This is a genomic window from Bradyrhizobium sp. 159, assembly GCF_023073795.1.
In the GTDB taxonomy this organism is placed as follows: Bacteria; Pseudomonadota; Alphaproteobacteria; order Rhizobiales; family Xanthobacteraceae; genus Bradyrhizobium.
On record NZ_JADPKE010000005.1, the window covers coordinates 1 to 12,895 of the forward strand.

At 64.4% G+C, this 12,895-nt stretch carries 12 protein-coding genes; 5 read left to right on the forward strand and 7 right to left on the reverse strand.

The annotated features are described in order from the left end of the window. Positions 1 to 488: 488 nt before the first annotated feature. On the forward strand, positions 489 to 689 hold the full coding sequence (locus tag IVA96_RS00490) for a cold-shock protein (RefSeq protein WP_008563500.1): 201 nt from the start codon (positions 489 to 491) through the stop codon (positions 687 to 689). A 173-nt stretch (positions 690 to 862) separates the two neighbouring features. Here IVA96_RS00490 and IVA96_RS00495 read toward each other — a convergent pair whose 3' ends face one another. Then, positions 863 to 1,324 carry an Lrp/AsnC ligand binding domain-containing protein gene (locus tag IVA96_RS00495; RefSeq protein WP_018643717.1) on the reverse strand — a complete coding sequence of 154 codons (462 nt, stop codon included), beginning with the start codon at positions 1,322 to 1,324 and terminating at the stop codon, positions 863 to 865. Between the two features lie 114 nt (positions 1,325 to 1,438). Here IVA96_RS00495 and putA point away from each other — a divergent pair, with 114 nt between their 5' ends. The 3 genes from putA (at position 1,439) to IVA96_RS00510 (ending at position 6,566) form a co-directional block, all read left to right on the forward strand. Next, on the forward strand, positions 1,439 to 4,438 hold the full coding sequence (putA, locus tag IVA96_RS00500; RefSeq protein WP_247414906.1) for a bifunctional proline dehydrogenase/L-glutamate gamma-semialdehyde dehydrogenase PutA: 3,000 nt from the start codon (positions 1,439 to 1,441) through the stop codon (positions 4,436 to 4,438). A 115-nt stretch (positions 4,439 to 4,553) separates the two neighbouring features. Continuing rightward, on the forward strand, positions 4,554 to 5,759 hold the full coding sequence (locus IVA96_RS00505; protein ID WP_247414908.1) for a CoA transferase: 1,206 nt from the start codon (positions 4,554 to 4,556) through the stop codon (positions 5,757 to 5,759). A 159-nt stretch (positions 5,760 to 5,918) separates the two neighbouring features. Further along, the gene (locus tag IVA96_RS00510; RefSeq protein WP_247277420.1) at positions 5,919 to 6,566 is read left to right on the forward strand and encodes a glutathione S-transferase family protein; all 648 of its coding nucleotides are present in this window, start codon (positions 5,919 to 5,921) and stop codon (positions 6,564 to 6,566) included. A gap of 9 nt (positions 6,567 to 6,575) precedes the next feature. Here the strand turns inward: IVA96_RS00510 and IVA96_RS00515 are convergent, their stop codons facing one another. The 6 genes from IVA96_RS00515 to IVA96_RS00540 form a co-directional block, all read right to left on the reverse strand. Next, positions 6,576 to 6,740 carry a hypothetical protein gene (locus tag IVA96_RS00515; protein WP_247277421.1) on the reverse strand — a complete coding sequence of 55 codons (165 nt, stop codon included), beginning with the start codon at positions 6,738 to 6,740 and terminating at the stop codon, positions 6,576 to 6,578. Between the two features lie 17 nt (positions 6,741 to 6,757). Continuing rightward, positions 6,758 to 8,305 (reverse strand): hypothetical protein, encoded by a 1,548-nt coding sequence (locus tag IVA96_RS00520; protein ID WP_247414910.1) that lies wholly within the window; start codon positions 8,303 to 8,305, stop codon positions 6,758 to 6,760. Between the two features lie 92 nt (positions 8,306 to 8,397). After that, entirely contained in the window at positions 8,398 to 9,405 is a 1,008-nt protein-coding gene (locus IVA96_RS00525; RefSeq protein WP_247415102.1) for a hypothetical protein, read from the reverse strand. A 264-nt stretch (positions 9,406 to 9,669) separates the two neighbouring features. Beyond that, positions 9,670 to 10,167, reverse strand: coding sequence for a TPM domain-containing protein (locus tag IVA96_RS00530; RefSeq protein ID WP_247414912.1), 498 nt, complete (start codon positions 10,165 to 10,167; stop codon positions 9,670 to 9,672). Positions 10,168 to 10,170: 3 nt separating this feature from the next. Then, positions 10,171 to 11,091: a YgcG family protein gene (locus IVA96_RS00535; protein WP_247414914.1), complete on the reverse strand. Its 921-nt coding sequence runs from the start codon at positions 11,089 to 11,091 to the stop codon at positions 10,171 to 10,173. 199 nt (positions 11,092 to 11,290) lie between these two features. Beyond that, on the reverse strand, positions 11,291 to 11,899 hold the full coding sequence (locus tag IVA96_RS00540) for a LemA family protein (protein ID WP_247277425.1): 609 nt from the start codon (positions 11,897 to 11,899) through the stop codon (positions 11,291 to 11,293). Between the two features lie 143 nt (positions 11,900 to 12,042). Here IVA96_RS00540 and IVA96_RS00545 point away from each other — a divergent pair, with 143 nt between their 5' ends. Next, the gene (locus tag IVA96_RS00545; RefSeq protein WP_247414916.1) at positions 12,043 to 12,894 is read left to right on the forward strand and encodes an enoyl-CoA hydratase; all 852 of its coding nucleotides are present in this window, start codon (positions 12,043 to 12,045) and stop codon (positions 12,892 to 12,894) included. Position 12,895: the final 1 nt, after the last annotated feature.

The following is a 12,895-nucleotide window of genomic DNA, read 5'->3' on the forward strand; positions in this document are numbered from 1 at the left end:
CATCGGCCGCTCCTTCCAACTCAGGAGCCACCTTCAGAATCGATTTCTGCCCAATTCGCAATGCCTTACAGAGAACGCTCACATGCGATTCCCCTGCCCTGGAGGGGGAGGGTCGCTATGCATGAAGCGCAGCGCAATGCGTAGCGGGGTGGGGTGACAGTCTCTCATCTCGCACACTGCCCGAGTGGAAGGATCACCCCACCCCGCTCGCGCTTCGCGCAATCGACCCTCCCCCTCCAGGGGAGGTTAAGGAAGAACAGCTACTCGATCTTTTGTCCCGCGGTAGATCCGTCGCGCTCCTGCCATTTGACCGCGAAACGGGCAAAACCGGCAAAATCGCTGCGAAGTTGAGCGGAATTCAGCGAAATGCCGATGTGGTTTGAGCTACCAAGCCTGCCACATTCCGCGTATCCTGTTAGGACCGAACCGGCCGGTTGGCGGGGACTGGCGATTCGAGATCTCGGAGGAAGACCCGCGGAGAAGTCGTGATGGCTAAAGGTACGGTCAAGTGGTTCAACCCGACGAAGGGTTATGGATTTATCCAGCCTGCGTCGGGTGGCAAGGATGTGTTCGTGCATATCTCGGCAGTGCAGAAGGCCGGTCTGTCCACCCTCAACGAGGGACAGACGGTGGAATACGAAGAGATCGCAAACCGGGGCAAGACCTCCGCAGAGAACCTCAAAGTATAAGCCCGCGCCAGCCTTTGCTGCCTCCCGGATCCGTCCGGGAGCTGGGCCAAGAAAATTTCAGAAGACGGCCAGTGCATTCGACGACAGGCGTTGCGACTGCACAAGGATAGCTATTTTTCCCGTGAAGACCGCGCATCCAACGCCACAGCACTGACAATCGCGACGGCATTTCGTCAGCCCACCGGCAACGGTGCGTCGCGCTTGATCTCCTCCATCACCGCATAGGTCCGCGTCTCGCGCACGCCCGGCATCGACAGCAGAGTCTCGCCGAGGAACCGTCGATAGGCGGTCATGTCTGCCAGCCGCGCCTTGACAAGATAGTCGAAGCCGCCGGCAACCATGTGACATTCCAGCACCTCGGGCGCCAGCTTCACTGCGCGCGCAAAACGCTCGAAATTATCGGGCGTGGTCTTGTCGAGCAGCACCTCGACGAACACCAAGAGACCGAGGCCAAGCCGGTGCGGGTTGAGGCGGGCGCCGTAGCCTTCGACAAACCCCTCGCGCTGCAAGCGCTTCAGTCGCTCGCCGATCGAGGTCGGCGACAGCCCGATGCGCTCGGCGAGCTCGACATTGGCAATGCGCCCATCCTCCTGCAAGATCGAGAGGATTTTCCGGTCGATTCGGTCAAGTTCCATATCTTACGGGGCCAAATAGCCAATGATCTTCATTTTCTAAGGCAACTTGGCTAAATTGTCTATCGAGCTACGGTAACGCGGGCCTTATCCTGGATTTCAGCCACAGGACACGCCATGCCGAACATCCCACCGCCCTTCTCCGCGCCCTACGCGGCCGATGATAGCGAGATTGCCGGCCGCCTCTTGCCGGCGTCGCATCTCAGCCCGCCGCAGGAGGCGCGGATCGACCGCACCGCGACGCGGCTGATCGAGGCGATCCGCAAGCGCGACGACCGGCTCGGCGGGGTCGAGGACATGCTGCGGGAATTCGCGCTCTCGACCAAGGAGGGGCTCGCTTTGATGGTGCTGGCCGAGGCGCTGCTGCGCGTGCCGGACGCGCGCACCGCCGACCAGTTCATTGAGGACAAGCTCGGCGAGGGCGACTTCATCCATCACGAAACCAAGTCCACCGCCTTCCTGGTCAATGCCTCGGCCTGGGCGCTCGGCCTCTCGGCACGGGTGATCCAGCCCGGCGAGACGCCTGACGGCACCATCGGCCGGCTGGTGAAGCGGCTGGGGGCGCCCGCCGTGCGCACCGCCACGCGCCAGGCGATGCGGCTGATGGGCAATCATTTCGTGCTGGGGGAGACGATCGAGCAGGCCCTCGAGCGCGGCCGGCCGCGCTCCGGCCAGAAGCCGCGCTATTCCTTCGACATGCTCGGCGAAGGCGCACGCACGGCGGCGGACGCCAAGCGCTATTTCGACGCCTATGCGCGCGCGATCGAGACCATCGGCAAGACCGCGGACAACCATCCCCTGCCCGATCGGCCCGGCATCTCGGTCAAGCTCTCGGCATTGCATCCGCGCTTTGAGGCGATCAGCCGCGAACGTGTGATGCGCGAACTGGTGCCGCTGCTGCTGGACCTCGCGCAGCGCGCCAAAGCCCATGACTTGAACTTCACCGTCGATGCCGAGGAAGCCGACCGGCTGGAGCTGTCGCTCGACGTGATCGCGGCAACACTCGCCGATGGCTCGCTGAGCGGCTGGGACGGATTTGGCCTGGCGATTCAGGCCTATCAGAAGCGCGCGAGCGCGGTGATCGACTATGTCGATGCGCTGGCCCGCGCGCACGACGGTAAGCTGATGGTGCGGCTGGTGAAGGGCGCCTATTGGGACACCGAGATCAAGCGTGCACAGGAGCGCGGGCTCGACGGTTATCCCGTGTTCACGCGCAAGGCGATGACGGACCTGAACTACATCGCCTGCGCTTCGAAGCTGCTGGCTTTGAGGCCGCGCATCTTCCCGCAATTCGCCACCCACAACGCGCTAACCGTCGCGACTGTGCTCGAGCTTGCGCAAGGCAGTGGCGGCTTCGAATTCCAGCGCCTGCATGGCATGGGCGAAGCGCTGTACGAGCAGCTTGCCAAGGACTATGCTGACATCGCCTACCGCACCTATGCGCCCGTCGGCAGCCATCGCGACCTGCTCGCTTATCTGGTGCGGCGGCTGCTCGAGAACGGCGCCAATTCCTCCTTCGTGGCGCAGGCCGCTGATTATCGCGTGCCGGTGTCGGCGCTGTTGCAGCGCCCGGCCGGTGCCATCGAACGTCCGCAACAAGCGGTTCATCCCAGGATTCCGCTGCCCCGCGATCTCTTTGCACCGGAGCGCCGCAATTCGCGCGGGGTCGAGTTCGGTGAGCGTGCCGCACTCGACCAGCTGCTGGCCGACGTCAGGGCTGAGGCGATCGATCTCAAGCCCATCCCAGATGCGACACCGGATCGGGCCAACGCAGCGGTGACTGCTACGCGCGCCAGCTTTGTCGCCTGGAGCCGGACGCCGGCGGCTGCGCGCGCGGCGGCGCTGGAACAGGCTGCGCATCTTTTGGAGAGCCGCAGGGCCCATTTCATCGCGCTGCTACAAGCGGAGGGCGGCAAGACGCTGGACGACGCGCTGTCGGAGCTGCGCGAGGCCGCCGATTTCTGCCGCTATTATGCCGCGCAGGGCCGCAAATTGTTCGGCGTTGACGCGGCCATGCCCGGTCCGACCGGCGAGAGCAATGCGCTCGCCATGCGCGGCCGCGGCGTCTTCGTCGCGATCTCGCCGTGGAATTTTCCGCTCGCGATCTTCCTCGGCCAGGTCACAGCGGCGCTGATGGCCGGCAACAGCGTTGTCGCAAAGCCTGCCGAGCAGACGCCGCGCATCGCGCGCGAGGCCGTAGCCCTGCTGCACGAGGCTGGCATCCCCAAGAGCGCGCTGCATCTCGTCACCGGCGACGGCCGCATCGGTGCCGCGCTGACCGCGCATGCCGACATCGCGGGAATTGTCTTTACCGGCTCGACCGAGGTTGCTCGCAGCATCAACCGCGCGCTCGCCGCCAAGGACGGACCGATCGTGCCGCTGATCGCGGAGACCGGCGGCATCAACGCCATGATTGCGGACGCGACCGCGCTGCCCGAACAGGTCGCCGACGATGTCGTGACCTCTGCCTTCCGTTCCGCCGGCCAGCGCTGTTCGGCGCTGCGGCTCTTGTTCGTGCAGGAGGACGTCGCCGACCGCATGATCGAGATGATCGCGGGCGCGGCGCGCGAGCTCAGAATCGGCGACCCAAGCGATGTCGCGACCCATGTCGGGCCGGTGATCGATCGTGAGGCCAAGCAGCGTCTCGATGCACACATCGCGCGAATGAAGGGCGAGGCGCGGCTGCACTTTGCAGGGCACGCACCGGAGGGCTGCTTCGTCGCGCCGCACATCTTCGAGCTCAAAGAAGCCAGCCAGCTCACCGAGGAGGTGTTTGGGCCGATCCTGCATGTCGTACGCTACCGCGCCGAGAATCTGGGACGTGTCCTGCAAGCGATCGAGCGCACCGGCTACGGCCTCACCCTCGGCGTCCACTCCCGCATCGACGACACCATCGAGGCCATTATCGATCGAGTCCAGGTCGGCAACATCTACGTCAACCGCAACATGATCGGCGCCGTTGTCGGCGTGCAGCCGTTTGGCGGCAATGGCCTGTCCGGAACTGGCCCCAAGGCCGGCGGCCCGCACTATCTCGCGCGCTTTGCCACCGAGCAGACCGTGACCATCAACACCGCGGCGGCCGGCGGCAACGCTGCGTTGCTTGCGGGGGAGGAGTGAGGCCCTGCAGCGGGCGCCGTTGCATCCTGCCGAAACATCGGTCTAATGCTCCCACGAGGCGCCCGCGCCAATTCCAGCGCGCGGGAAACGACAAGAGCGAGGGAGCAACGCCGCGATGGAAAAGGGCATCTTTGCCGGGCTGAAGGTTCTGGACTGCGCGAGCTTCATCGCAGCGCCCGCGGCCGCGACCGTGCTGTCGGATTTCGGCGCCGACGTCGTCAAGATCGAGCCGCCCGGCACCGGGGATCCCTACCGCAATCTGCCGAACCTTCCGGGCTATCCGACCGGTGAGCACAATTTCGCCTGGCTGCTGGAAGCCCGCAACAAGAAGAGCATCGCGCTCGACCTCTCCAAGCCGGAAGCGCAGGCCGTGCTCTATAAGCTGGTGGCGGAGGCCGACGTCTTCATCACCAATATGCCGCCGCCGGTGCGCGCCAAGCTCGGCATCACCTATGACCACCTCGCCCATCTCAACGACCGGCTGATCTACGCCTCCTTCACCGGCTATGGCGAGAAGGGCGAGGAAGCCAACAAGCCCGGCTTCGACAGCAATGCCTATTGGGCGCGCTCCGGCCTGATGGACCTCGTCCGCGCCGATACCGACACGACACCGGCCCGCTCCGTCGCCGGCATGGGCGACCATCCCTGCGCCATGGCCTTCTACGGCGCCATCGTCACCGCGCTCTATCAGCGCGAGAAGACCGGCAAGGGCTCGCATGTCGCTTCCAATCTGATGGCCAATGGCGTCTGGGCCGCGAGCGTGCTGGCACAGGCAAAACTCTGCGGCGCCAAGTTCGGCGAGCGGCGCCCGCGCGAGCGCGCGCTGAACGCGGTGGCCAACCACTACCAGTGCAAGGACGGCCGCTGGCTGATCCTGTCCCTGCTCAACGAGGAGCGGCAGTGGCCGACGCTGGCGCGCTGCCTCGGGCGCGAGGACTTGATCGACGATCCACGCTTCGCCACCAAGGCCGACCGTCACGCCCGTTCGGTCGAGCTGATCAAGATTCTGGACGACACCTTCGCCACCAAGGATCTCGCCGAATGGCGCAGGATCCTCGACGGCAACGGCCTCGTGTTCGGCGTCGTTGCCATTCTCGACGACATCCCCAACGACAAGCAAATGCTCGACAATGAGGTTCTGGTGCCGTTCGAGAACGACACCATGCTCACCATCAACAGCCCGATCTGGATCGACGGCGCCAGGAAGGTGCAGCCGCGCAAGCCGCCCGCTGTTGGCGAGCACAGTGACGAGATTTTGCGTGGGGCGGGATACGACGAGGCGGCGATCAAGCAGCTGCGGGGTACGGGGGCGGTGGGTTAGGAGCCGCGCTCGCACGGCATCGTCATCGCGAGCGCTGCGAAGCAATCCAGAATCCCTCCGCGGATGCATTGCTGGATTGCTTCGCTATGCTCGCAATGACGGTGTGAGACCGTCTCGGTATAATGATCGGCAGCGCATCCCGTCCGCCTGCGAGGTCCCATGCCCAGCTACCGCCTGCACTACTTCCCCGAATCCGGCAACAGCTACAAGCTGGCGCTGATGCTGACGCTTTGCGGCGAAAAATTCGAGCCGGTCTGGACCGATTTCGGCGGCGGCGTCACGCGCACCGCGGAATGGCGCAGGGCGGTGAACCCGATGGGTGAGATCCCCGTGCTCGAAATCGACGGCGTGAAGATGACGCAGACCGCGCCGCTCCTGCTCAAGCTTGCCGATCAGTACGGGCGCTTTGGCGCTGATACGGACGAGGAAAAATTCGAGCTGTTGCGCTGGCTGTTCTGGGACAACCACAAGCTCACCGGCTACATGGCGACCTATCGCTTCATGCGCGCCTTCACCGCGAAAAACGATCCGCAGGTACTGAAGCATTTTCGCCGACGGCTCGAGGACTTCCTCGGCATCCTCGATGGACACCTCCAGCACAATGAATTCGCGATCGGCGCAAAGCCGACGGTCGCCGATATCTCGATGATGGCCTATCTGCATTATCCGAGTGACGAGCACGGCTTCGACTTCGCGGCGAGCCATCCGGCGATCCACGCCTGGCTCGGCCGCATGGCCGCACTGCCCGGCTGGAAGCCGGCCTATGAACTGCTGCCAGGAAAGCGGATGACGAATTACGCCAAGTGAGGGCGCCGACTACCGCAAGGCCAGCCAGCCGAGCGTAAACAGGATCCCGCCGATGATGACCACCATCGCGACCGCCCAGGTGCTAACGCGGATGCTGCCGGTGACCTGCTTGGCTTCCTCGTTGTGCGCAATCTTGCGATTGCGCTCCTTGTTGGCTTCGCTCGGATCCGTCATGGGTCATCCAAATCGGTTTAGCGCGTCTTGATGAAGCACATGCCGATGCGGCGCGAGGCCGCGGCAGCCTGACAGGTGAGGCCTTTAGCACAGCTCCATGACGTAAAACTCTTGTCCGTCGTTCCCGATCCCGCATTTTGCAGGGAACAATGCGCCCCCCAGCCGTCCTGATATTCGCTCCCGGCCAGCTCGCGGCCACCGCGGGTCTGTGGCCGGCTGGCAAATCCGCGTGAGAAATCGGGACGTTTGCCCGCGGCGAATGCAGTCAGGATGTCGCGGCGGCGGAGCTGGTCACCGAAGAAATGCGGCGATGCCGGCACGTTGGCGGAGTTCGAGGACTTGTCCGCAAGCCAATCCATGCCCGGGAAATGGAAGCCGCCGATGCCGCGGGTCTGGTGGCAGCCGGCACAAGTGACGTCGTTGAGACGGCGCTGAAAGCCCGCGACCGAGCGGACGTTCTGCAGATCGATGCCGCGCGCGGCAGCCTGGTTCAAGGCACCGACCACGTCGTCATCGCCGAAGACGGGAACGTCGCCGCCCTCCCCTCTTCCTTCTCCTTGCATCATGCCGAACTCTGGCTGCAACGCTGAGGCATCGAGGCCGGCAGGTGTCGGCACCACCGCAGACGTCGCCAGGAATCTTTCCGGAATCAGCACCGTGCCGCGATCGAACTTTCGCAGATTTTCGGGCGCGAGCAGCCAATCCCTGAACTCGCGCCGAAGCGCATCGTCGGCAAGGATTCGGTCGCGGTCGATTTGGTTCTCCAGCGTCGCTTCCTCGAACGTTTTCCTCGCAGCGTCGTACTTGAACACCTTGAGTAGATAGTCCGAGCTAAAATCGTGCAGCGCCGATTTCGGCGCGACGGAGACCTGGATGTTGGTCTCGATGCGGTCGAGCATGGCATCGTGAGGCGAGGAGCGACTGCCGATCAACTCCTGCCAGTCGCCATTGTCGAGCCAGCGCCGCGCGATCTCGGCGCAGCTGACCGGCTTGTTTCCGTCCGTCTGGCCCGCGTCGCGCGCCTTCATCACCAGATTGAGCGTCATCGGCAGGCGCGTTGCGGTCTTGCCGCCCTCCGGCCTGCTTTCGTAACGCGCGAGACGGTAGATCAGCCGGATCTCACCGCAGGACTCTTCCGAGACATAGGCGCGGTCCATACGGTTGACGATGCCGGCCAGCACGAAACGCGTGTCGCGCGATCTCAGATTGGCTCGGTCGAACAATTGCACGTCAAAGCCTTCGCCGACGCCGATGGTCTCGCCCGGATAGGTCGCCTTGTACCGAGAAATGTAGCGGTCAAACTCCGCATCGATCGCCGGCGGAATCGCTTTGAGCTGCGGCAACGACGAGAACAGCAGGTCGGTCGTGAGCGGGATGTCGGCGTTCCGCTCCGGCCTTAGCAGGCTCGCGATCGTGAGAGCATCGCTCTGATCGAGCCGGCGCAACAGATCAGGATCGGTGATCGCCGTGCCGCGCGCCAATTGCACGTTCTCCGCCGCAGAAAGCGAGACGACACCGCCAAACAATGCGGCGGCAGCAACGACAATTCGCAAGGCGCGGCTCATGCCCCAAGTAACACCGCGGCGACCAGCCTATTCAAGCAAAAAGGCGCCTCACGCAGTGGTGAAGCGCCTTTTCGAAGGCCGGATATGAGGGCTCAACGCGCGACGATCAGGCCCTTGCTGGTGACAACCACCCAGCGGCCGTCCTGGCGGCGGATCGCATCGACGCGGCCGACGCCGGGGATGGGATCGCCGGGATATACCTCGTAGAGGCCGTCGCGGCCTTCGATCAGCGCGCCGCCATTGGCGGCGTTGCGCAGCCTCCAGCCTTCGATCGTCGGCAGGCGGCCGACCTCGGTCTTGGGCGCGGCGGGTGCGGGCGCAGCGGCGGCGGTGGCAACCTGGGTCGGCGCGATCGAGCCGGTGGTCTCCTTGGCGGACGCGGCGGCTGCGGCCGGCGCGAGGGCCGCCGGCGGCGCGGCGCGGAGTTTGTCGACGGCCTCCGACAGTTTTGCGATCTTGGCCAACGGCTCGGCCTGCGCCTTCTCGAGCTTGTCGAGGCGGTCGTTGGTCCGGTTGAACTGGCTCACGTCGGTCTTGGAGGAGCGCTCGACATTGGCCTTCAGCGCGACGAGGTCGGCATCGATCCGCGCGACGGAAGCGTCCAGCGCGCTGGTATCGGCGACCTGTACCGGCGCCGGGGCCGTGGCGGCAAAGTGCATCATCCCTGCGGTCGCGAGCGTGCCGCTGATCGCGCCGACGCAAGCAGCGATCGCCACCACCGCAGCCATCGCCGACAGGCGGCGCTTGCCGCCGACTTCGCGCGGCTCCTCCGCCTTCACATGCGGGGCAAAGTCCTCGCGATCCCAGGAGCGTTCCGATGGCGCCATCACGATCAGCTTGCCGGGCTCCGGCTCGGGCTTGGATTCAGCCCTGGACTCCGCCTTGGACTGAGCCTTGGGTTCAGTCTTGGATTCGAACTTCGGCACCTCGATCCTTGATGTCTCGATTTTTGGCGGCTCGATCTTGACCGGGTCGGGCTTCGGCGGCGCCTCGTGGTCAGGGGCGATCGAGGGGGCGTCGATCCCGGCAGCCTCGACCGTCTGCGAGGCGCTTGCTGCGGCTTCGACGGCGCCATGATCCAGGGAGGCCTGCTCGGGCATTGGTTCGCTCACGGCTCAAATACTCCAGTCTAGGTTGACCTTTTGGTAACTTTCATTGCTTGCGAAATCCTTACCTGGGACCCGCTTACCGAAATTTTAGGAACTCGTCCGAGGCCGAATTTGGCCGGGAAAGTGGAACCGGCGTGGCGACGTGCAACAAATTGTCAGCGGAGGCGGCATTGGGGCGCATTGCGCCCGTAGAATTCACTCGCGAGGCAGGGCGCCTCTCCGACGTGGTTCTGGCCTTGGCCAGTACCGGCGAGATCACATCACCACGGGCGCATCCGGCAGCTCGTTCGAATGCGGTCTTTGCGGCGGGAAATGCCGCGCCAGTTCGCGCGACACGGCCTCGATGCCAGCGATCACGCCGCGCTCGAACTGGCCCGCCCTGAACTCGGTCTCCATCGCGCGGCAGATGCTCTCCCAGCGCTCGGCTCCAACCTTCGCGTCGATGCCGCGGTCGGCGACGATCTCGACGTCGCGGTCGGCGAGCAGGAGATATATGAGAACGCCGTTGTTGTGCTCGGTGTCCCAGATGCGCAGATGCGAGAACATGTCGAGCGCGCGCGCGCGCGCCGGCTGGTTGCGGAACAGCGGCGCACCGTCGAGCGCGCCTTCGACGACGAAGCGGACCTGGCCGGAATGGATGGCTTCGCCCCGCTTGATCGCCTGCTCGATGCGGTCGAGCACGGCCTGCGGAAAAATCCGTTTCGCCCGCCAATGATGCTGCACGAGGTGTCTGGTGATGCGCTTGATGCTCATGACCTACCAACTCCCCGAGGCGCCGCCGCCGCCAAAACTGCCCCCGCCGCCGCTAAAGCTGCCGCTATCGCTGTCGCTCGATGAGCCGCTGCTCCAGCCGCCCGATGAGGAGCCACTCGACCAAGAGCCGCCACGCGGCGACCCCGTGCTTGGTCCCATCGCCGAAAACAGATCGGCGATGAACCCGATGATGAAGCCGAGAACGCCGACCGCCAGGGCGAGGGTGAAAGAGCCGAGAATGAGCCAGGTCAGCGCTGCGATGATGCCGCCGGTCGCCAACGATCCGAGCAGCCGGCCCAGCATGGCCCGGAAGACCCCGCCGACCCCGATCGAGGCGAACAGCGTCACAAGGAAGACCGGCGCGAGGTCGTCCAGATGGCCGAAGCTGACAGTCGGCGATGGAACCGGCAGCGGTTCGCCATCGATGACCCGCATCATGCGATCGACACCGTCCGAGATGCCACCGCTGAAATTGCCGGTCCTGAATTTCGGCGTGATGACTTCATCGATGATCCGCCTCGACGTGACGTCGGTGAGCGCGCCTTCGAGGCCATAGCCGACTTCGATGCGCAAATGCCGGTCGTTCTTGGCGACGATGAGGATGGCGCCGTCGTCGACCTTCTTGCGTCCGATCTTCCAGGCCTCGGCAACGCGGATCGAGAACTGCTCGATCGTCTCCGGCTGTGTGGTCGGCACGATCAGGACAGCGAGCTGGCTTCCCTTCCGATTCTCGAAGTCGCGCAGCTTTTGCGACAGCGTAGCGATCTCGGCGCTCGAGAGCGTGCCGGTCTGGTCAACCACGCGGCCGGTGAGTTGGGGCACGGCGACGTCGGCGTGGACGGGGAGCGCGAAGGCGAAGAGAAGTGCGACGGCGAGAACAAACGAGGAGAAGACCGAAAGGGCCCACCACACCCTCGCTGTCATCGCCCGGCTTGCCGTCTTCGCTGACGCTTCGCCGGCCCAATACCGAGGTGCCCGGCGAAGCCCTTGGAGCCGGGACCGGGCGATCCAGTATTCCAGAGATGGCGGCGAGATACGGAGAGGCCGCGGCGAGCTGGATTCCCCGATTTCGCGGGGAATGACGGCGGTGATTGGGGCTTGGCGCATTCGCGAATCGACGCGCCTACTTCGACGGCGCTGGAGCCGGGTTGAAGTCCACCTTCGGCGCGGTCGAGATCTCTTTCTCGTTCTCGACCGAGAAATTCGGCTTCTCCTTGTAGCCGAATGCCATCGCGGTGAGGTTGGTCGGGAACGATCGGACCGTGATGTTGTACTCCTGCACGGCCTTGATGTAGCGGTTTCGCGCCACCGTGATGCGGTTCTCGGTGCCTTCGAGCTGCGACATCAGATCCTTGAACAGGGCATCCGATTTGAGCTGCGGATAGTTCTCTGTGACGACGAGGAGCCGCGACAGCGCGCTGGAGAGCTCGCTTTGGGCGGCCTGGAATTTCTGGAAGGCGGCGGGATCGTTCAGCACCTCCGGCGTTGCCTGGATGCTGCCGACCTTGGCGCGCGCATTGGTGACGCCGAGCAGCACGTCCTTTTCCTGCTGGGCAAAACCCTTCACCGAATTGACCAGATTGGGGACGAGATCGGCGCGGCGCTGATACTGGTTCACGACTTCGGACCAATTGGCCTTGATCTGCTGGTCCTCGCTCTGGATCGCGTTGTAGCCGCAATTGGCCAAGCTCAGCGAGGCCAGCGCTGCCAGCACGGTCAGGATCTTGCGCATCAAATTTCTCCCGGTGGAATCTGGCGCAAACTACCAGATTGGGCGCGTGAGAAAAGCAGCCGACTGACGCAAGCCTCTTGCCTATCCCCCGACGACATAGTCAACTCGGATAAAACAAGAACGGAAACGGCAAGGGGAAAGCGATGAGCTCGTTCGAGACCATCCTCGTGGAGCGACCGGAGCCGCCGATTGCCCGGATCGTGATGAACCGGCCCGACGCGCGCAACGCGCAAAACCTGCAAATGACCTACGACCTCAACGGCGCCTTCGATGCGGCCGTGCAGGACGACGCGGTCAAGGTGATCATCCTCGCCGGCAACGGTCCGCACTTTTCGTCCGGGCATGATCTGCGTCCCGGGGCTAAGAATGCCGCGGGCGTCGATTTTCCGCCGATCGGAAATTGGGGTGGCTTTGCCGAGCCCAATGCTCACGGCCGCTTCGCTCGCGAGCAGGAAATCTATCTCCAGATCACGCGGCGCTGGCGCAACCTCGCCAAGCCGACTATCGCCGAAGTGCACGGCAAGTGCATCGCCGGCGGGCTGATGCTGGCCTGGGCCTGCGACCTCATTATCGCCAGCGACGATGCGCAGTTCTGCGACCCCGTCGTCACCATGGGCGTCTGCGGCGTCGAATGGTTCGTCCATCCCTGGGAGCTCGGCCCACGCAAGGCCAAGGAGTTCCTGTTCACCGCTGATAGCTGGAGCGCCCAGGAGGCGCATCAGCTCGGTATGGTCAATCAGGTCGTGCCACGCGCGGAGCTGTCAGCAAGCGTGCTGGCGCTGGCGCGCCGGATCGCGACGAAACCGTCCTTCGCGCTGAAGCTGACCAAGGAGGCCGTCAACCGCTCGATGGACGTGATGGGCCAGCCCGCCGCGATCGACCAGGCCTTTGCGCTGCATCAGCTCTGCCATGCCCACAATCTCCAGGAGTACGGCATGATCGTCGATCCCTCCGGCCTGCATCCCTCGGTGCGCAAGCCGCCGGCGGCGGAGTAGA